At 69.8% G+C, this 19,946-nt stretch carries 15 protein-coding genes; 8 read left to right on the top strand and 7 right to left on the bottom strand.

Annotated elements, in window-relative coordinates:
* Positions 1-5: 5 nt before the first annotated feature.
* Together ND747_RS21960 and ND747_RS21955 are read right to left on the bottom strand one after the other, a co-directional pair.
* Positions 6-1,229 carry an ABC transporter substrate-binding protein gene (locus ND747_RS21960; RefSeq protein ID WP_251735954.1) on the bottom strand — a complete coding sequence of 408 codons (1,224 nt, stop codon included), beginning with the start codon at positions 1,227-1,229 and terminating at the stop codon, positions 6-8.
* Positions 1,230-2,070: 841 nt separating this feature from the next.
* On the bottom strand, positions 2,071-3,594 hold the full coding sequence (locus tag ND747_RS21955) for a catalase (RefSeq protein ID WP_251735953.1): 1,524 nt from the start codon (positions 3,592-3,594) through the stop codon (positions 2,071-2,073).
* A 647-nt stretch (positions 3,595-4,241) separates the two neighbouring features.
* Here ND747_RS21955 and ND747_RS21950 point away from each other — a divergent pair.
* The 7 genes from ND747_RS21950 to ND747_RS21920 all read left to right on the top strand — a co-directional run bounded on the left by ND747_RS21950 (position 4,242) and on the right by ND747_RS21920 (position 12,030).
* A complete protein-coding gene (locus tag ND747_RS21950) occupies positions 4,242-5,540 on the top strand; it encodes a helix-turn-helix transcriptional regulator (RefSeq protein WP_251735951.1) in 1,299 nt (432 codons plus the stop codon).
* An 11-nt stretch (positions 5,541-5,551) separates the two neighbouring features.
* Positions 5,552-6,277 (top strand): toll/interleukin-1 receptor domain-containing protein, encoded by a 726-nt coding sequence (locus ND747_RS21945; RefSeq protein WP_251735949.1) that lies wholly within the window; start codon positions 5,552-5,554, stop codon positions 6,275-6,277.
* Positions 6,274-8,274, top strand: a complete 2,001-nt coding sequence (locus tag ND747_RS21940; RefSeq protein WP_251735947.1) for a hypothetical protein — start codon at positions 6,274-6,276, stop codon at positions 8,272-8,274. Before ND747_RS21945 ends, ND747_RS21940 begins: the two co-directional genes overlap by 4 nt.
* Positions 8,275-8,313: 39 nt before the next feature.
* Positions 8,314-9,636, top strand: a complete 1,323-nt coding sequence (locus tag ND747_RS21935; RefSeq protein WP_251735945.1) for a hypothetical protein — start codon at positions 8,314-8,316, stop codon at positions 9,634-9,636.
* Positions 9,637-9,698: 62 nt separating this feature from the next.
* Positions 9,699-9,845, top strand: a complete 147-nt coding sequence (locus tag ND747_RS21930; protein WP_251735943.1) for a hypothetical protein — start codon at positions 9,699-9,701, stop codon at positions 9,843-9,845.
* 138 nt (positions 9,846-9,983) lie between these two features.
* Positions 9,984-11,723 (top strand): carboxylesterase/lipase family protein, encoded by a 1,740-nt coding sequence (locus ND747_RS21925; protein ID WP_251735941.1) that lies wholly within the window; start codon positions 9,984-9,986, stop codon positions 11,721-11,723.
* A gap of 118 nt (positions 11,724-11,841) precedes the next feature.
* The gene (locus ND747_RS21920; protein WP_308204669.1) at positions 11,842-12,030 is read left to right on the top strand and encodes an endonuclease V; all 189 of its coding nucleotides are present in this window, start codon (positions 11,842-11,844) and stop codon (positions 12,028-12,030) included.
* Between the two features lie 53 nt (positions 12,031-12,083).
* Here ND747_RS21920 and ND747_RS21915 read toward each other — a convergent pair whose 3' ends face one another.
* The 4 genes from ND747_RS21915 to ND747_RS21900 form a co-directional block, all read right to left on the bottom strand.
* Positions 12,084-13,499 carry an aldehyde dehydrogenase family protein gene (locus tag ND747_RS21915; protein ID WP_251735938.1) on the bottom strand — a complete coding sequence of 472 codons (1,416 nt, stop codon included), beginning with the start codon at positions 13,497-13,499 and terminating at the stop codon, positions 12,084-12,086.
* Positions 13,499-14,596, bottom strand: a complete 1,098-nt coding sequence (locus ND747_RS21910) for an AMP-binding protein (RefSeq protein WP_251735937.1) — start codon at positions 14,594-14,596, stop codon at positions 13,499-13,501. The genes ND747_RS21915 and ND747_RS21910 overlap by 1 nt, the downstream gene beginning before the upstream one ends.
* Before the next feature lie 253 nt (positions 14,597-14,849).
* Complete coding sequence (locus tag ND747_RS21905) at positions 14,850-16,106, bottom strand: cytochrome P450 (RefSeq protein ID WP_251735935.1); 1,257 nt, start codon at positions 16,104-16,106, stop codon at positions 14,850-14,852.
* Between the two features lie 193 nt (positions 16,107-16,299).
* Positions 16,300-17,151: a LysR family transcriptional regulator gene (locus ND747_RS21900; protein WP_251735933.1), complete on the bottom strand. Its 852-nt coding sequence runs from the start codon at positions 17,149-17,151 to the stop codon at positions 16,300-16,302.
* Positions 17,152-17,285: 134 nt separating this feature from the next.
* On the opposite strand from ND747_RS21900, the gene ND747_RS21895 reads away from it, so the two are divergent.
* Positions 17,286-18,182 carry an NAD(P)H-binding protein gene (locus tag ND747_RS21895; protein ID WP_251735932.1) on the top strand — a complete coding sequence of 299 codons (897 nt, stop codon included), beginning with the start codon at positions 17,286-17,288 and terminating at the stop codon, positions 18,180-18,182.
* 141 nt (positions 18,183-18,323) lie between these two features.
* Here the strand turns inward: ND747_RS21895 and ND747_RS21890 are convergent, their stop codons facing one another.
* On the bottom strand, positions 18,324-19,319 hold the full coding sequence (locus tag ND747_RS21890; protein ID WP_374216296.1) for a bile acid:sodium symporter: 996 nt from the start codon (positions 19,317-19,319) through the stop codon (positions 18,324-18,326).
* Between the last annotated feature and the right edge of the window lie 627 nt (positions 19,320-19,946).

The following is a 19,946-nucleotide window of genomic DNA, read 5'->3' as shown; positions in this document are numbered from 1 at the left end:
CACGGTCAGGAGGAGCCGAGCACCTGGTAGGTCGTCGGGTTGCCCTTGGCGTCAAGCTTGGTGGTCAGGGCGCCGCGCAGACAGACCGCCGGGTAGTTCGGCAGGATCTTGCCGCTGCACTGGAACTTCTGGCCGCCGCTACCGGGCAGCTCCGACTCCGGCATGCTTTTGATCGCGGAGGTGACCGTGGCGGGGGTGACGTCGCCCTTGAGGCCCGCGACCGCCGTCTGGAAGCCGGAGAGGGTCATGAACATGCTCAGGCCGGTCACCGACGTCGGGTCGATCGACTTGCCGTACGTGGTGCGGACCGCATCGTAGAGCCGGGTCGAGGGGTTGTCCGCCCCGATCGGCACGGTGCCGACGATGGACATGCCCTTGAGACCACCGGTGACCGCCTTGCGGGTCGCGTCGGAGGCGCAGATGCCGATGGCGCCGATCGGGCCGGTGAAACCGACCGTGCGCAGCCCGTTGAACGCCGCGATGCAGAACCCCTCGCTGCCCAGGACGAACGCGGCGGAGTCACCACCGGAGAGCTTCTGCAGCTGCGGAGTCATGTCCGCGGTGCCCAGCGGGACGGGCAGCAGGGTGAGCTGGACCCCGGCCTCGCTGGCGATCTTCGGCCCGTCGGCCTTGAACGACCCGAGCGCCGGCGGTACGTCGACGACGATCGCCGTGACCTTCTTCAGACCGTTCGACTTGGCCAGATCCACGGCCGCACGCACCTGCGCGGTCGGGTCGCCGAGCGAGAACGTCGAGGTCGACTCCGTCAGCAGCGCCGCGGTGTTCGCCGCGTAGACGAAGAAGGGGACCTTCGCCGCGTGCACCGGCTGCCAGACCGCGTCGGCGACCGCCGACTGGCCGACGACGACGGCCGCCACCTTCTCCTCGACCATCCGGTTGCCACAGTCGGTGCCCTTGGCCGGGTCGTTCTGCGTCTCGCACTTGACGAGCTGGATCGGCCGGCCGGCGACGCCGCCCTTGTGCTCGTTGAGGTACTTCGTCGTGGCATCGGCGACGGACAGCTCGATCGACGTGTCCGAGGCCGGCCCCTTGCCGTCCGAGACCAGGCCGATCTTGACCGGAGCACCGGTGGCCTGGTCGGCCGGGCCTAACAGCGACGCGGCACTGACCGCCGGCGCCGTACTCGAGCCCGACGCACTGCTCGTGTCATCGCTACCGCTGCTGCTACAGCCGGCGGCCAGCAGCACGAGCGCGCTGAGCGTCGACACCGCCGCAAGGCTCGTGACACGGACCGAGCGGCTACGCCACCGGCTCGGCCCGGATGTTTCCCGCTGCATATCTGGTGTACCTCCGTGGTGTCGTCCCCGGCTGCGCCTCACGGTGCGCACCCAGGGCAGAACTACAAAATGCGATTGAAAATTACTTAGAGTAGCCATGGTGGGCCGTGTTCGACCGCGGGTTCCAGGCAGCTCGCCTGGGGGCCGGTAACCGCACAGGCCCAAATCGGGTGATGACGAGTGACGTCCAGGCGTCAGTACCCGCGCCGGACAGCGCGGGAATGCCCCAACGCCGACGCACCGCTCAGGACGGCCCGACCGGGTGGTGGCCGGGCGGAGGAACCCCGAGTCAGCGGCCGGCGAGCCGCCGCGGGAACGGCGCCTCGACCTGCTCCGGTCGCGCGAAGGTGTGGACTATCCGGAGTCGCCCCAGGTCATACGCATGCACCCCTCTCCACGTATCGCACGCGAGCCGCAGCAGCCGCCGCCGCGGAAAGCGGTTCCGCCGATCGCCACGCCCGGGTCCGGGAGCGGGGTACGGGCCTGCCGATCACGCACGCACGCCCCCGTTGGCGTGGGGCGCCTGGTGTGACGCCCGCCTCCATCTGATGTGCCAGACTATCGCCTAACTTAACGCTGTTCGCAAGTGAAGTTCGCAAGCTGCCCGCCGTTGCGTGGATCCCGTTCACCACAACCGTCCACACCTGGACAGCACGAAGCCCCCCTTGCACGCAGAGTGATAACCCTGCGGGCACGGGGGGCGTTGCTCGCACGACCGAACGGAGCCCCGGTGATGGCGCCGACCTGCGCCGTCCCGGGACCGCTCAGGCGGTCAGGCCTTGGCCTGGGCGCTGGAGCGGGCCGGGTTGGCCTGCTTGGCCGCCTTCGGGTCAAGCTCGGACCGCTTGGCGAGGACACCTTCCTCGACATGGTCGCCGAGGTCCTTGTCGACGTTGCGCCAGTACTCGAAGGCTCGCCGCAGAATCGGCTCGCTCACCCCGTTGAGCAGGTGACCGACGATGTTGTCGACCAGCCGGGTACGGGCCGCGTCGTCGAGGACCTCCCGCACCAGCGTGCCGGCCTGCGACCAGTCGTCGTCATCCGGGCGCTGGGTGTAGGCGGCGCGGACCATCTCGCCGTCGGCGTACCACAGCCCGCCGTCGTCGGTGAGGTCCGGCCGGGCGGCCGGGCCCCCGTAGGAGTTCGGCGCGTACACCGGGTCGGAGACGTTGTGCACCCGCATCGCGCCGTCCTTGGAATAGCTGTGGACGGGTACCTTCGCCGCGTTCACCGGAATCTGCTTGTAGTTCACGCCGAGGCGGTGCCGGTGGGCGTCGGAATAGCTGAAGCCGCGGGCGAGCAGCATCTTGTCCGGCGACAGCCCGGTGCCGGCGACGATGTTGTTCGGCTCGAACGCGGCCTGCTCCATCTCGGTGTGGTAGTCGGTGACGTTGCGGTTCAGCGTGAGCCGGCCGACCTCGCGCAGCGGATAGTCGCTGTGCGGCCAGACCTTCGTCAGGTCGAACGGGTTGATCCGGTAGGTCTTCGCGTCCTCGAACGGCATGATCTGCATCTTGAGCGTCCAGGTCGGGAACTCGCCGTCCCGGATGTGCTCGTAGAGGTCACGCTGGTGGTAGTCGGTGTCGATCGAGGCCATCTGGTCGGCCTCGTCCTGGGTGAAGCACTCGACGCCCTGATCGGTCTTGAAGTGGTACTTCACCCAGAACCGCTCGCCGGCGGCATTGATCCACATGTAGGTGTGGCTGGAGTAGCCGTTCATGTGCCGCCAGGTCCGCGGGATGCCGCGGTCGCCCATCAGCCAGGTGACCTGGTGGGCGGACTCCGGCGAAAGGGTCCAGAAGTCCCACTGCATGTCGTGGTCACGCAGGTTGTTGTCGCTGCGGCGCTTCTGCGACCGGATGAAGTGCTGGAACTTCATCGGGTCCTTGATGAAGAACACCGGCGTGTTGTTGCCAACGATGTCCAGGTTTCCCTCGGACGTGTAGAACTTCACCGCGAAGCCGCGCGGGTCACGCCAGGTGTCAGGGCTGCCCCGCTCCCCCGCCACGGTGGAGAACCGGATCAGCACGTCCGTCTTCGCCCCGGGCTGGAACACCGCCGCCCGGGTGAACGCGCTGACGTCCTGGGTCACCTCGAAGGTGCCGAACGCCCCGCCGCCCTTGGCGTGCGGCTGGCGCTCCGGAATCCGCTCCCGGTTGAAGTTCGCCATCTGCTCGATCAGATAATGATCCTGCAGCAACAGCGGACCGTCCGGCCCGATGCTCAGCGAGTGCTCGTCGCTGGCGACGGGAATCCCCGCGTCGGTGGTCGTCGGACGACGCTCCCTGATGGTCACCGTGCACTCCTCATCCTGCTGTCATCCACACTTCCCAGGTCGGCCTGTGCAACCCGACCCGCCGCTCCCGCCCCAGCCATCCGCCGCTCGCCGGCCCCGGCGCCACCCGGTTCCGCGGAACCGGACACCACCAGGCACTCGTCGTCGGCTGCTGGGCCTCCGAGCCGCACCACCGCTGGACCGCACCGCCCGTGACCTGCATCGATGCAGGCGAGACCGGAGTGGAGCCACGGATCGTGCCGCACCCTTCGCCTACCCGCCCTCCAGCCGCACACACCCCCAACTCCGATCCATCGCTGTCCTGGGTGTGAACCCGAGCTGGCGCACGTCCGTCAATCACACCGCAGCGCTCCTGCGATCTCCGCCCTCGGCCATGAGGACCGGCCGAACGTGCTGGAAATCCCGGCCATGTTGCGGACGTCCCTGGCGGGTCAGCCCCAGCGCCAGGCAGAATCCGGTGCGTCCGCCTGGCATCCGGTACTTGGAAACGGGAAACGCCTGCTTTACGTCCTGTATCGCTCGTTCGCCTGGCAAACTCGACGCATCGAGGGTCCGACCACCGGATAATCCAGGGGACGGACATACATTGCGGACCTGTGGGGGCTCGGATGCGCACGGACTCACATCAGGCAGATTTCGGAACGGAGATGCGAAGGAAGCGACTGACTGCCGGCATCTCCCTCGGACAGCTTGCTGCCCAGATTTTTTACAGTAAAGCCCAGCTCAGCAAGGTCGAGCGCGGCCTCAAGGAGCCGAGCCGCGAGCTGGCACGGCTCTGCGACGCAGCCCTCGCTGCCGACGGAGAGCTCATTTCCTTACTTCCCGCCTTCCGGCCAGAAATCCCCGACGAGATCGAGACCACCGAAAGACGGCAGGCCGACAGCGACCGCTCGATGGCCGACGAGGAGGTATGGCTCATGCAGTTGGACGGGAGCAACGCAGGCTGGTTCGCACCGATCGGGCGCCGGCAGGCAATGCTGGCGGGCCTGACTTCCGCAGCTGGTGTCGGGGGGCACTTTTCCCTACCCTCCCCGACACCCACGGGGGCAGATGGGGCCGGGATTCTGGCTGCCTTCCGGCAGTTGTTCGACGAGTATCGCCGCCTCGGTCAGGTCATGAGCCCGGCTTTCCTCCTCCCATCCCTGATAGCTCAGACCCATACGGTGCGTGAGGTTGCCAGGAGTGCACGCCCGGGGATTCGAGAGGATCTTTTTCGACTCGGCTCCCGGTACGCGGAGTACATCGGCTGGCTGGTGCAGGAGAACGGCGACGAGCAGGGTGCGCTGTGGTGGACACAGCGGGCAGTGGAGCTTGCCCGAGCTGGCGGCGACGAGGACCTCGCCGCCTATGCGATGGTCCGGCGGGCGCTGGTCACCCTGTACCGCGATGACGGCGAACAGACCGTCGCGCTCGCACAACGGGCGCAGGGACCGGCGCTGCCGCCACGGATTCGCGGCCTTGCCGCCCAGCGGGAGGCCCAGGGGCACGCGATCCTCGGCGACCACCGAGCGAGCATGACCTGTCTGGATCGCGCCCGCGGCCTGCTCCACCAGGCGTCATCGAACGATGAACCGACCATCGGCACGATTCACCTGTCCGACCCGGCTCAGATGGTCACTGGTTGGTGCCTGCACGACCTGGGTCGTCCCGGTCAGGCCACCGAGGTTCTCGACAGAGAACTCGCCCAGGTCCCTGCGCATGCCCTGCGGACTCGGGCCCGCTACGGCATCCGCCAGGCCCGCGCCCACGCGAACGCTGGCGACATCGACCATGCCTGCGCACTGGCCGCCGACCTGCTGGGTGCGGCGGCGACGGTGCGCTCTGCGACGATCGCCGCCGACCTGCGCCAGCTCGCCGCCACCCTGAACCGTCATTCCCGCCACCAGGCAGTCCGGGAGCTCGCTCCGGAGCTCGGCACCGCCCTTTCCCTGATCACACCGGCATAGGAGTCTCAGTCATGGCAGAGATCTTCGTCAACTACCGCACAGGTGACGGCGACAGCACCGCGGCGCTGCTCGAGCGGGAAATCGAGCACCGCTTCGGACCAGGCCACATCTTTCGGGCATCCTCCTCGATTCTCGCCGGCAACGCTTTTCCTTCCGAAATATACCGTGGAGTGCAGGAATGCGCCGTCCTGATCGCGGTGATCGGACCAAGCTGGGCCACCTCCCCAAAGCTGCAGGACCCGGCGGACTGGGTCCGCCGGGAGATCGCCTATGCGCTGGCCGCAGGCACGACGGTACTGCCGGTGCTGGTCGGACGCCGCGTCCCTCGGATCAATCCCACGGAGCTACCCGACGAGTTGGCACCGCTGGGGGAAATCCAGTCGTGGCCTCTCGACCCACAAAAGACTGGTACCGACCTCAGCACACTCGGTGACCTGCTTGTCCATCACGTGCCACTACTGGCAAAAGTGGATCGAGCCCGCCCCGCCGACGGCGAGCCCACGATTCACCACACCGTCCGTGGCGACGAGTACCCACCGGCGCAACGCGACAACATCCGGACCGACGACCACTCCACGACGACGGTCGACTATGGAACGCACGGAAATGTCGGAGGGATTCATGGCAGCTTCAACCAGACCCGCCGGGGAGACGACAACATCAACATCAGGGGAAACGTTCGCGGCGGCATCAGACAGGGCTACGGCGATCACAACTCCCGCAGCTCAGAATCATGAGCACACTACCTCTGACAGTTCCCTCCATATCCGCTTCTGACGGCATCGACGTTCACCAGACCAACATCCAGAACATCTATCAGACGTTGCGGGCGGAGAGCGCAGCACGACGGCGCTCGCCGCGGCGGGTGGCAGCCGACGAGCTCCGCCGACTGGATCGAGTTTTTGCGCCACCAACAGGGATGGCCCGCGCACGGGACATCCTGGAACGTCACGGTCTCGTCCTCCTCGAGGGCCGCCCGGGATGCGGGCGGACAACCGCCGCCCGGGTATTGCTGCACGAGTGTGGCGGCCTGCCTCGGACGGAGGTCGTCGAAAACGACGGAAACATCAAGGACCAGGAAAAGCCGAAGCAGGACCAGCAGGAGCTCTGGGCACAGGCGGACGAGATCGACGCCAACGACCGCATCGTGCTCGACCTGTCAGCTGTGACGGGCCAGCACTGGGAATGGGCGCAGCAGGAACTGTCCGCGCTCCGCGAGCGACTACGCGAACAGGACGCCAAGCTCGTCGGGATCCTTCCCGGGGTGGGGCAGGGGGGTCTTCTGGATGAGTTCCGACACCTCGTCGTGCTACTCGGACGGCCTGCCCCCGAGCGGGTGCTGATGCGACACCTTCGATTTCAGCAAGTCAACCTTGCTCTCCACGGTGGACCACCATCTTCGCTGCGCACCAGTGTGCAGCGGCAGACCAGCCTGTCAGCGGTCGCCAACCTGGCCGGACTGATCGTCCGCGCGCATCAGTCGGGTCTGCGCGATGTTGACGAGTGGTGCGCTGCCGCACTTCGCGCCGCTGAGCCAAGGCATGAGGACGTCCAACGGCAACTGGCCGGCCTGCAGGGGGGATCTCAGCGAGCCCTGCTCCTGACGGTGGCGATGCTGCATGGAGCACGCCTTGACGACATCCAATATGCCACCGAAGGCCTGCTGACGCTGGTGGAGCATCCACCGGAGGAGGCACCGGTGCTGGACCGACACAGCTGGCACAGTCGTATCTCGGCGATCGAGGCCGGCATCAGCCCGGACGGCCGGGTCCGATTCCGTGATCCCAATCATGATCTGGCAGTGCGCGGATATCTTTCGGTGTACGTACCCGAGGTCCATCGGATCCTGCCGACATGGTTCCAGCAGGTCCACCGACTGCCCGGCCTCGACGCCGACGGTCGCGGCGACCTGGCGACCCGGCTCGCAGACCAGTTTCTCGGCGAGGGCACCCGCACCGGACCGGGAACCCTGGGCACACTGATCACCACGCTAACTGAACGGCTGAACACGGTCTCCGCATCGGCAGCCCGCCGGATTCTCGAGCGTGGACTGACAAACGATGTGCACGGCGGATGGTTCCGGCAGAGGATCTACGAATGGTCAGCCGGGAAAAATACCTCCGAGGGGCTGGCCGCGGTACTCGTATCGGTATGCGACGACGTGATGTCCGTGGACCATCCTCACCAGGCGGTGGTGCGCCTGCGCCATCTCGCCCGGCGTCCGGATGCCTCCCGGGCCGCCCGGGAGGCATTACAACGCCGGGTGCGTGAGGACGACCGCCTACCCGTCTATCTGCTCGGCCGACTCGCGGACGGATTCCAGCGGGGACAGCCTGGTAGCGACTACTGGCGCACTGACCTCGAGCTTTTCCTCGACCTTGTCGATCCGATGGTGTTCATCACCCCCGGCCGGGGCGGCACCCTGTTAGGTAAGCGCTCGGTCCGTGACCGCTTGGTGCGCTGTTGGGCGGTAGCTTTTCCCGACCGGACGCTCGCCAAGGAGACGATCGCCCGCGTGCACACGTGGCTCACCGCGGCCGGTGACGATCCCGAGCACCGAGAGCTCCTCATGGAGGTGCTGATCGCCGGCTGCATGAGCCAGGCCATCCTGCTTGGCCGGCTGCTCCAGATCTGCTCGGTCTGGCGCCGTGCCGCACGACCCGATGACGGCCGCCGACGGAGCGACGTCGACGACGCGATGGCAGCCCGAGCTTTTCGGATACTGGCCGCCTGAGGCGATGTCACCCCACACTCCTGCGCGCGGAGAAACGCCATGCCAATAACCCGTAAGATCGCGATCGGCCTCGGGTTCACCACCTTTGGCCTCATCGTTGCACTCGTCGGCCCCTGGAGCAGGTGGCCTGTATGGATCATTCCTATTTTCCTGTTCCTGGCCTATCTCGCCATTCTTCTGTCCGAACGCCGTGACCCGTGGTTCTTCGACGTGCCGGATCCGGATTTAATATCCCCGCCATCCGCGACTCCTGCACCTGCACCTGCACCTGCACAGCGACAGAGGTTCGAGGGAATGGCGCTGCCGAGCAAGCACACGGACTACGACTTCCTGTTTTCGGCCACCCTCTGCTGGATGGAGATCTCTGCACCCTCCGAGATGGCGTTCAACCGGGCCGGCCTGGCCCGGCAGGCGATTCTCGAACGTGCATCTTCGGTCGGTCAACGCTGGGAGCCCGGACGCCTGTTCGCGGCCGAGGCGGAGCTGACTACCAGGTTGGGCGTTTTTGAACCGGACTCCACCGGTCGCATCCGGGTGATGGCCGAAGACATCACCCTCGAACTCGCCGAGCAGGACCGCGCACACCTCGCACGACTTGCGGAGATCCGCCGACAGGAGGAGGTGTGGGGCCACGAGCGGCGCCAGGAACAGGAGCGGCGCAGCTACCTCAGCGACGACGTCCTGAAGTCGCCGGGTAGCGCGGTCGTCTGGTGGCTGTCGAAGCAGAATGAGCAGATCGACGAAGCGGTGGACAGCATGAAGGCGCTTGGGTTGCTGTCTGCGGCAGCGACCGGAACAGAGCTGTCCGACTCTTTCCGCCGTCTGCTGGACCCTACCGCCGTCGAGCGCACCCGTGGAACCACGGAACCCGAAGGAGCCAGCGGAAGCAACGGCGAGAGCGGAAGCGGTAGGGCCCCGTATGTGGATCTGCCGACTCCCGCCGAGACAGCCGCGACGGTCACCGCCCGGCCGGCTGGACCGGCCGAGTCTCTTGAGCTGTTCCTGGCCAGCACCGGCCTGCGGACCGACGATCCGCGACGGTCGATGATCACCCGGATGATCGCCCGATGCCTGCGCGAGGACAGTGCCGATGTGGCTGATGCGATCCTGACCCGGTTGGCTCCGGAAGAAATGTCCTCTCCCGTAGCCCCGTCCCCTCCCACCCCGGACGATAACGCCAGATCCGACGACAGCGACCAGGTCGACCAGGAGGCCGAAGCCGTGCACGGAGGTCGCGTACGTGACGCGGATCGTCCAGGAACCTGGATTCCGGGTGGCCGGCAGGCTGACGACGCCCGCGCCGACGATGGTGCTGTCATGCACCGTAGCCCCTGGTCGCAGGACGGCAGCGGACCAAACTGAGCTACGGGGGTGATGCGGATGACGATCGGAGTGGGATACGGGTCGAGATCTCGCCAGCCGAGGTGCTCGACACGCTGACCCCGGCCGAGCGGCTGGCCTTCGTCCTGCACGATCTGTTCGCCCCCGAGATCCTCGCCCTCATCGACCCGGACCGCCTCGCCCGCCAGGTCATCCCGCCCAGCGCGGCGGGGCCCCGGAAGAACGGGTGATAAAAACGGCCGTTACGGGCGGATCCGGACTGGCCGGATGAGGTCTGGGTAGGCACCCGTCTCGACAGCAGCCGAACGCGGCGTTCGGCCACTGCACGCCCGCTGTCCGCCCGGCCGTCGAGGGGAACCGAAGTCACCATGCGCGACCAGCACCGGATTCCGCCTCCCGCCCGCCGGCCACCGCGGTCGCGCCAGCGGACGGGTGGATTCCGCGGGGTGCTGGCCGCGGCGGTGGTGGCGGTGGTGGCGGCGGTGGGGCTGGCCGCGGGCTGCGGATCGGCGGGGTCGGGCGGCGGATCAACGTCGATGCCGTCGTCGGGGGCGGGCACCCCGGGCGGCGAGCCGGCGCCGTTGACGGTGGACACGTCCAGTGGACGGCTGCAGGGCATGGCCACAGCGCAGGTACGGCAGTTCCTCGGCGTTCGGTACGCGCAGGCACCGACGGGGGCGCGACGGTGGACGATGCCGGTGGCGCCGCCAAAGCCGACGGGCCCGGTCGAGGCGACCCGGGCCGGCGCGAGCTGCGCCCAGGCCGGCATCGCGCCCGGCGCGTCGGCCACGGCCTCCCCGTCCGAGGACTGCCTCTTCCTCAACGTCACCACGCCGGCGACGATGCAGCGGGGCGAGAAACTGCCGGTGATGGTGTGGTGGCACGGCGGCGGGTTCACCACCGGCTCCGGGTCGGTGTACGACGCGGCCCGGCTGGCGACCCGCGGGCACGTCATGGTGGTGACGGTGAACTACCGGCTGGGGGTGTTCGGCTATCTGTCACTGCCGGGGCTGGCCGGCAGCGGCGACTTCGGGCTCGCCGACCAGATTCTCGCGACCCGCTGGGCGAAGCAGAACGCCGAGGCGTTCGGCGGCGATCCCAACGCCATCACCGTGTTCGGCGAGTCGGCCGGGGCGATGAGTGCCTGCGCGCTGCTCACCTCGCCGGCGGCGAGGGGACTGGTCAACCGGGTGGCGATGTCGTCCGGCGGTGCCTGCCAGGTGCGCTGGCCACGCAACGGCCTGCTCCCCGACACCCCGGCGCAGACCCCGTTCGTCAGCCTCGCCGACGGCGAGACGTTCGGCCGCACCAGGGCCGCGACCCTCGGCTGCACCGGCGCGGGGACGACGGCGCCAGCGTCGGTGCTGGCCTGCCTGCGGCGGACGTCCACCGGGGATCTGTTGAAGATCACGTCGTTGTTCTCCAACGTGCTCGCCTTCGGCACCCCGTTGCTGCCGAAGGACCCGGCGAGGGCCATCGCGGACGGACAGAACATCGAGGTCCCGGTGCTGTCCAGCGGTGATCATGACGAGCAGCGGGGGTTCGTCGGCGGAGTGGAGAAACTGAGGCCCACCTACACCGCCGCGTCCTACCCGAAGGACCTCGCGACCGCGTTCGGCGCCAGCGCCGGACGGGTCGCCGCCCAGTACCCGCTCGCGCGGTATCCGAGCGCGGCCATCGCCTGGTCGACGGTGATCACGGACGCGTCCTGGATGTGCCCGATGCTCGCCGGCAACACCGCGCTGGCCAGGCACGGATCCACGGTGTACAGCGCCGAGTTCGACGATCCGCACGCACCCGACGTCAACGGCATCGGGTCGCCGGCCTTCGATCCCGGCGCCGCCCACGCCACCGACCTTCCCTTCCTGTTCGACCTGGCCGGCCACGACTATCTGCGCGGCGAGGCCCAGACCGCCCTGGCCAACACTATGATCGACTACTGGGCGAGTTTCGCCCGCACCGGCACCCCGAGCGCCCCGGCCCAGCCGGCCTGGCCGCGGCTCACCGGCACCGCCGGCCCGACCCTGCGGCTGGCGCCCAGCCGGATCGCCACCGTCGACCTCGCCGCCGAACACCACTGCGACTTCTGGCAGAGCGTCGGACGCTGAATTCCGCCGCCGCCGTCAGGGTTTACGGACGCCTGCGTGACAACGTCACGCAGGCGATGAAGCCGTACCTGGGCGAGTTCGCCGTCCCGACGCCGGTCGACGATGTGTACCGAGACGTGTGGCAGAGGTGTACGTCTCGGTGGGCCATCGGACGAACCTCGACGATGCCTGCCAGCGCATTCTCGACCTCTGCCCGCGCTCTCGCCTCCCCGAGACCACCCACGCCGCCGACCTCCTCAGCCGCATCACCCTCGCCACCCACCGCGGGACAACCCAGCCCGGCCGGAACGCCGAGCCAGCGCCGTGATCACCGTCGAGAACAGGCGCCCGGTTCCGCGGAACCGGCCAGAGGTGCGGGTGCTACGCCGAGCGGATCATGCCCTTGGTGCGCATCAGCACGTCGGCGAGGTAGCCGTCATGCGGGACGCCGGGGCGCAGCCAGGTCGTCGGATGGTCGCCCACGTAGACGTTGGTGATGGTCGGGTCGTCGAGCAGGGCGTCGATCAGCTCACCGCGGGTGGTCATGGCGGTGAGCACGAGGGTGTCGCGCAGTGGGGCGAGACCGTCGGAGGGCCGCCATGGGCCGATCCACACACAGGGAAACGGCAGTTCGACGCCGAGCTGCGGGGCGGTGGCCGAGTCGACGAGATGGACGGCGGGACGCAGCACCGCGCCGCCGCCGGGCAGTTCGTCGACGATCGTGTCGCCGCCGAGCAGGGGGCGGGCATTGCCGGCGATCCGGTGCAGGTAGCGGTCGATCTCGACGACGGAGGCCGTGGGTTGCACGGTGAGGATGGCCTGCGGATCGTCCGCGGGCAGGCTCGGGATGCGGCCCAGGCGTTGGGCGAGGGCTTCGGCCAGCGGTGCCGGGTCGCCCTCGACCAGCACGGCGGTGGTGCAGGTACAGGCGGTGCCGCCGAGGTGGCTCACCGACCCGGCGATCAGGTCGATCTTCTCCCGCCAGTCGACGTCCGCGGTGACCAGGATCTTCGAGCGTCCCGGGCCCTGGGGCAGGACGGTGGGGATGGCGCCGTACTTGTCGACGACGTCCTGGCCGCCGTAGACGATCGCGAAGTCCGACTCGCCGATGATCACATCGGCGACGCCGTGGTCGGTGGGCAGCAGGGTGATCGTCGCAGGCGGAAAGCCCGCCTCGCGCAGCGCTGTGACCAGCCGAAACGCCGTGTACGGCTCGCGGGACGACGGGCGCACCACCACCTTGTAGCCCAGAGCCAGTGCCTCCGGCCACAGGCCGTGCACTGCCGGGGTGTTGCCCGCCGCGTGGACGGCGAACAGGTCGCCGCGGCGGGCCCACACCGCCGAGCCCGCGTACGTGCGCCCGTCCCGCCAGTCGCCGACGGCCCCGGTCGGGCGGGCGAGCTCGAGGACCTCCCGCTGCGAGCGCAGCACATCGGTGATCCACTCGACGGACTGCCGGACGACCGCCCGCGGCACCCCGGAGGCGGTCGAGACGAGCTCGACGTAGCCGTCCGGGTCGAACCCGCCGATGGTCGCGGTGGCGAACACGTCCGCGGCCCGTTCCATCGCGGCCAGCCGCTCGTCCGCCGGCACGACCGGGGCGGCCCGCATCGCCGCCAGCGTGCGGCGCACGTACAGCGCCGGTACCTGGGAGATCTCCCCGATCGGTGCCCCGGACACCGACGTGAGCGGCACCCGGCTGCGGCTGCGATACGGCCCCATGACGCCGAGCGCGTCGATCTGGACGGTCCCGGCCGCCGCCAGGGCGGTCGTGGCGGCGGGGAGGGTGGCGTCCATCAGTAGACCCCTTCGATGACCGGGCTGTCGGCGAACGTGGCGACCGGGCCGACGTCGGCGACCGAGGCGCCGAGCCAGCCCGGCGGCGGCGCGATCCGCAGCGCGTGGTCGCGTTCCAGGTTGTTCGGGATGAGTGCGTACTTGGTGAGGTGGTTCATGACGACCTGGCCGCGCTGCTCGTCGGCCACGTCGTCGCCGGTGGCCGGGTCGACGACGCGGAAGGCGATGTACGGGCTCGGCGGATCGAAGGCAGCCAGGCCGTCGGCGCGTTCGACGTCGCGTTCCCGGGACATGCCGAGAATGGTGGTGCTGCCGTACAGACCCTTCAACGGAATTCCGGGGAACAGCTCGTCCCGGAAAAGGTCGCGGGTGTCGGCGTCGAGATGCGCGCCGCTCCAGCAGATGTACCGGACATCCTTGCGGATGATCTCGACCAGGTCGTCGTGGCGGGAAAGGCGTTCCAGCAGCGGCGGGGTGGTGATGAGAACACCGACGGTCTGGGTGCGCAGAACATGGGCGGCCTGGTCGACGACGTGGGCGACGTAGCGCTCGGACTCCTCGGTGTCGCCCCGGCCGAGCAGTGCCTTGATCCACCGCGGGTCGAGGTCGACGGAGAACAGCACCCCGTCGTGGCGGCGAGCCCGGCGGCGAGCGAACTCGCCGAACATGTGCGGGCCGCTCGGGGCGACGGCAAGCACGTTCGCCTGGCCCAGCGGCGTGTAGTGCGCCTCGTCCCAGCCGAGGGCGAACTCCATCCAGCGGTCGAACATGACGAACCGCTTCGGGCGGCCGGTCGTCCCGCCGGACTCGTACACCCCGGCGATCGCCCGGTCGGCGCCGGTCAGCCCGCGCGGAATCAGGTCCTCGACCGGCACGTCCCGGAACTCGTCGACGACGTTCGGGAACAGGCGCAGATCGTCGAACGTGCGGACGTCGGCGATCGGGTCGAACTCGAGGCCGCGGACGCGGCGCAGCCAGAAGGCGCTGCCGGTCTCGGTGGAGAAGTGCCAGCGCATGAGCGCGGCGAGGTACTCCTGCGGATCCAGGTCGGAGGGGGGTCGGCCGGGTTCGGGTAGATCCAGGACGGTGGTGCTCATGCGCAGCCTCCGCGGGCGCGTCGGACCGCCGGTTCGATCACCGGCAGTCCGGATCGTCGCCGATCGTCGACCGTGCAGCGTCCCGTGCAGCAGCTACCGATTGCATCATTGGAATTTCCGTCCACGACACGCCGGTCACGACATCGCGCCGCCATCCACGGGTCGTGTGCCGTTCAGTCTCCCGGCACAACCGCCCTGCTCGGCCGTCCGTTCCGGCCGCCCGTTCCGACCCCGCGGGTCAGGGTTGCGGCGCTCAGGCCGCCAACCGCAGTGGGAGAGTACGCACGCCGCGGACCACAATCTGGCTACGGAAGGTCACGTCCTCGGGGACGACGGTGACGTTGCGAACCCGGCGCAGCAGGGCGCGGAAGGTCAGCTCGGCCTCGATGCGGGCCAGGGGCGCACCCAGGCAGTAGTGGATGCCGACGCCGAAGCCGAGGTGGCGCCGAGCACGTCCACTGCCGGCGAACCGGTCGATGCGGAAGTCGTCCGGCTCGTCGAAAGCGGCCGGGTCCCGGTTCGTGGCGCCCACCAGGACCAGCAGACCGTCGCCCTGGGTGAGTTCCTGGCCGCCGATCTCGACGTCCGCCAGCACCGTGCGGCCGATGACCTGCACCGGCGGGTCGTAGCGCAGCATCTCCTCGACGGCCGGGCCGATCAGGTCCGGGTCGGACCGCAGCGCGGCGAGCGCCGCCGGATGGGCCGCCAGCGCCAGGATGCCCGCGCCGAGCAGGTTCACGGTCGTCTCGTAGCCGGCGACGAGCAGCAGCGTGCACAGCTCCAGCAGTTCCGTCTCGGTCAGCGCGTCGCCGTCCTCGTCGTGGATGGCGACCAGCCGGCTGAGCAGGTCCTCGCGGGGGGTCGCCCGCCGGTCGGCGAGCAGGTCGCGGAAGTAGGCCTCGAAGGCGACGGTGGCGGACTGACGGGCGGCGTTCTCCTGGGCGCTCAGCATCGGCCGCGGGTCCAGACCGCGGGTGAGCGCGTCCGCCCAGTCACCGAACAACACCTCGTCGGCGTCGGGCACCCCGAGCAGCCGGCACATCACCCGCAGCGGCAGCGGACGGGTGAACGCGGTGACCGCGTCGACCTCACCCTGGTCGAGCGCGGCGTCGAGCAGCTCGTCGGCGGTCGCCGTGATCCCGGGAGCCAGCGACGCGACGACTCCGGGGGTGAACGCCCGACCGACCAGCCGGCGCAGCCGACCGTGGTCCGGCGGGTCGGCGCGCAGCAGGGAGCCGAGCCCGTCCTCCACGGTGCCGCGGTAGCTCACGCCGTCCCGGTAGCCATGCCCGATCGCGGGATGGGCCAGCGCCGCGGAGCCCGCCGCATGCCCGGTGACCAGGGTGATCCGCCCGCCGGCGATCTCGCCGGGCAGGAAGACCCCGAGCTCGCGGACCTGCCGGTAGGCGGGATACGGGTCGGGCTGGCTGCCCAGTGCCAGCGCGGACAGAATGCCGGTGTACTGCCACCCGGCCGTTACGGGTGCCTCCGGTGGTGTGACGGCGGTCATCTGCGCATCTCCCCGTGGTGCGTAGAACCTCGGCGGCGACCGGACTGGGCCCATTGCCTGACCGCCCCGCCGCCGCGCTGGACGTCGCCATTCTTGCATCCTGCGTGAATCACGACCGCCGCCCGGATAAAACGTCCGTTAAACCCTGCTCCCGGCAATTCGGCAGCGTCGCGGCGCCGATAAGCAGCACCAATCAACCGGCTGCGGCGGACACCGTGGCAGCGGCCCGGACGAAAGCGGCGACGGCGGGCGAGCGACAGTCACTCGGCCACGCCACGCACAGGGTGCTGGGCGTCAGGTCGGTGACCCGGCGATAGACCACGCCAAGCCGTGGATGCCGCTCGGCCAGCGACCGCGGCGGATACCAGATGATGGTGCCGAGCTCGACGAGCATGAAGATCTGGGCCAGGTCCCGGGGCGCCGAGGACGCGGGCAGGTCGTCGGGCAGCAGCCGTCCATGCAGGTCGGCGAGACTCAGGGTGGGGCGGTCAGCCAGTGGATCGGTGGCGGCCAGGGCCACCAGGCGGGGTTCGGTCAGCAGCGGCTCGACGTCGAGACCGCGGGCCTCGGCCGGGGTGGGCAGCAGCCCCACATCGGCCCGACCGTCGCGCAGCGCCTGTTCCTGCTCGCCGCGCCCACCGAGCAGCAGATCCACGGCGATCGCCGCCGCCTGCTCGTGGTAGGCGGCGAGAATGCCGGGCAGCAGGCCCGCGTCATAGTCCGCCTTGAGGGCGACCCGCAGCGTCGGGGCCGGCCGGGCGGCATGGCGGGTCCGGCGCGCGGCGGCCGTCACCGCCTCGAGGGCGACACGGGCGTCGCGCAGCAGCACGTCTCCGGCCGCGGTGAGCGAGACCCGGCGGGTGGTGCGTTCCAGCAGCTGCGCCCCGAGCCGCCGTTCCAGCTCGCGGATCGCGCGCGACAACGGCGGCTGGGCCATCCCGAGCCGCGTGGCGGCCCGGCCGAAATGCAGTTCCTCGGCGATGGCGACGAAGTACCGCAGCTCGCGAACCTCCAGCTCGCCGCCCGACCACTCCGGTGTACTCATACCGCCAGGATATGAATCCGGACCGGATCGGTCCTTCCCCCAGGGCGTCCCGCGGCCTTGACTGACGGCTGTCCGGCTGGCCGGCTGGCCGGGCGGCCATGGCACCGTCCCCGAAACCCTGGAGCAACCAGATCATGATCGTTGTCACCGCACCGACCAGCAATATCGGTGGCCAGCTGCTGGCCCGGCTGCTCGCCGACGGCGTCGATGGCGCCGAGCCGCTCCGCGTCATCGCCCGTCGCCCCGATGCGCTGCCCGAGCAGGTGCGCGATCGGGTCGAGGTGGTGGCGGGTTCGCACGCCGACCCGGACGTCGTCGCGAAGGCCTTCGTCGGCGCCGACGCCGTGTTCTGGCTCGTGCCGCCGAACCACGCCGCGACGAACCCACAGGACGCCTACCTGGACTTCACTCGCCCGGCCTGCGCGGCGATCCGCAGCGAGGGGGTGCGTCACGTCGTCACCGTCTCGGCGCTCGGACGCGGCACGCCGGTGGCCGACCGCGCAGGCCTGGTGACCGCATCGCTGGCCATGGACGACCTGATCGCCACCACCGGCGTGGCGCTGCGCGCGCTGGCGCTGCCGGGGTTCATGGACAACTGGCTCCGCCAGGTCGCCTCGATCCGCGACCAGGGGGTGATCTTCTCCGCCACGCGCGCCGACCTGCGCTTCCCCACCGTTGCCACCCGCGACATCGCCGCCCGTGCCGCCGAGCTGCTGCGCGACCGTTCGTGGCGCGGCCAGGACGGCGTCGCCGTCCTGGGCCCGCAGGACGTCACCAGCCACGAGCTCGCCGAGATCATGTCGGACGTGCTCGGGCGCCCCGTCCGCCACCAGCAGATCAGCGGCCAGGCACAGTACGACGGCCTGGTGGCGGCCGGCTGGTCGGCGGCGATGGCCCGCGCCATGATCGACATGATCGACGCCAAGAACGACGGCCTCGACAACGGCGAACGGCGCACCCCCGCGACCTCGAGCCCCACCACGTTCCGCCAGTGGTGCACGGACGTGCTCCGCCCCGCCGTCCTCGGCTGAGCGCCGGACCCGCTGGACGCGCGGCCTCGGTGTTCCGCGCAACCGCGCGCTCGGGGTCCCCCGCTGACGGTTCCGCGCAACCGTCAGCAGCCGCCAGCGCCGGGTCTCCTGCCAGCCGGGTCTCCTGCCAGCCGGGGCCGCCTACCGTCCGGGGTCCGGCAGCAGGCGGGGGACGACGCGGACGCAGACGACCATGGCGAGGATCTCGACCAGCGTCTGGGTGACGACGGCAACCGCCGCCACGGCGAGATCGTCCGGCAGAGCGAGGGCGAGGGGCAGCACGACGAGGGAGTTACGGGCGGTCCCGCTGAACACGACCCCGCGTCCGGCCGGCGCGTCCAGGCGGAACAGCCGGGCCACCGCCACCCCGGCGCCCACCATCACCACGGCGAACAGCACATAGGCGGGCACCACCCGGGCCACCTCCCCGAGACCGCCGTCACCACCGCCGCCGCGTACCCGGGGCACCTGCGAGGCGATCACGGCGACGAGCGTCGCGGCCAGCACCGGGACCATCGCCACGTCCGTCGCGGCGACCACACCCGCGAACCGTCCGCGGGGCCGGCGGACCAGCACCGCCTGCACCGTCCACGCCAGTGCCAACGGAACGACGAGGAGCAGGGCGAAAGCCCACAGAAACGGCCCGACCCGCACCACATCCCCGAGCGCGGAGCCGAGGAACGCGCCCAGATAGCCCGGTAGCAGCACCAGCTGCACGACCAGCAGCACCGGTGTCACCGCCAGCAGCTGCGCGCGCCGCGCACCGCCGAGTCCGCCGAACACGACCACCCAGTCCACGCACGGACACAACAGCACCAGCAGCACCCCGAGCCGCAGCGCCCGCTCGTCCGGCAGCAGCGGCAGCAGCGCCGCGACCACCGCGGGCACGACGAGGAAGTTCACCACCAGCACCGCCGCCACAAAGCGCCCGTCCCGCCACGACCGCGCGAGCTCCACCGCCGGCACCTGACGGAACGTGACGAACAACAGCGCCGCGAGCAGCGGACTCACCGCCGGCCCGAACCCCGGTCCGGCCCCCGGCAGCACCAGCCCCACCACCACCCCGACCCCGATCGCGACCAGGTACACCCTCACCTGCCACCGCTCCAACACCGCCCCGACCCTGTCCACCGCCACGACCCTGTCCACCGCCACCGAGTCGACTCCCACCACGCCACCCCGTCCCACACGCCACGTCCGGCCGTCGTCGTCGTCGTCGAGGCCAAGGCGCATCTCGTGGATCCTCGATCGCCCTCGTCATCCACACATTGCCATCGCGAGAACACTGCCCAGCGACCACACCTCACATCAGCGTGGACTCCACGACCGAGCTGACCACGACCGAGCGGGGTGACACGTCGTGACCGTCGTGACCGTCGCAGGCGCCAGCAGGCGGCACCGGCGGGCGGCGGTAGCCGGCGGCGCGGCAGGGCTGGATGCTTCCGCAGGGACGGAATGGACAAAACGATGCCGCGAACCCGGTAGAAGGGCCACAAAGATCGACACGCCGAGCCTCGACACGCGACAAAGGGACGCGCAGGGCGTTGCGGAGTGTGACCGGCGGCTGGACGGCAAGGTGCCGATGGCGAGGGTGATCGACGAGGTGCGCTCGGCGGGTCGTCGGGTCAGACGGGGCCGCGGCGGCGTTCGTCGGGGGTGCTGGGATCGTCCGGCGGGTCGGAACCGGGGCCCGGATCGCGTCGAAGCAGGCAACCGAGATCGGCGAGATCGGCGCCTCCGCCGCGCCGGCGAGCACGATGTCGG

The organism is Frankia sp. R82 (assembly GCF_023716925.1).
GTDB lineage: Bacteria > Actinomycetota > Actinomycetes > Frankiales > Frankiaceae > Frankia.
This window is presented reverse-complemented; position numbering and strand designations above follow the sequence as displayed.

Excerpts from the sequence above, each read along its gene's own strand:
- ND747_RS21950 (WP_251735951.1), top strand. The coding sequence starts at position 4,242 with ATGCGAAGGAAGCGACTGACTGCCGGCATCTCCCTCGGACAGCTTGCT.
- ND747_RS21945 (WP_251735949.1), top strand. The coding sequence starts at position 5,552 with ATGGCAGAGATCTTCGTCAACTACCGCACAGGTGACGGCGACAGCACC.
- ND747_RS21940 (WP_251735947.1), top strand. The coding sequence starts at position 6,274 with ATGAGCACACTACCTCTGACAGTTCCCTCCATATCCGCTTCTGACGGC.
- ND747_RS21935 (WP_251735945.1), top strand. The coding sequence starts at position 8,314 with ATGCCAATAACCCGTAAGATCGCGATCGGCCTCGGGTTCACCACCTTT.
- ND747_RS21925 (WP_251735941.1), top strand. The coding sequence starts at position 9,984 with ATGCGCGACCAGCACCGGATTCCGCCTCCCGCCCGCCGGCCACCGCGG.
- ND747_RS21915 (WP_251735938.1), bottom strand. The coding sequence starts at position 13,499 with ATGGACGCCACCCTCCCCGCCGCCACGACCGCCCTGGCGGCGGCCGGG.
- ND747_RS21910 (WP_251735937.1), bottom strand. The coding sequence starts at position 14,596 with ATGAGCACCACCGTCCTGGATCTACCCGAACCCGGCCGACCCCCCTCC.
- ND747_RS21905 (WP_251735935.1), bottom strand. The coding sequence starts at position 16,106 with ATGACCGCCGTCACACCACCGGAGGCACCCGTAACGGCCGGGTGGCAG.
- ND747_RS21900 (WP_251735933.1), bottom strand. The coding sequence starts at position 17,151 with ATGAGTACACCGGAGTGGTCGGGCGGCGAGCTGGAGGTTCGCGAGCTG.
- ND747_RS21895 (WP_251735932.1), top strand. The coding sequence starts at position 17,286 with ATGATCGTTGTCACCGCACCGACCAGCAATATCGGTGGCCAGCTGCTG.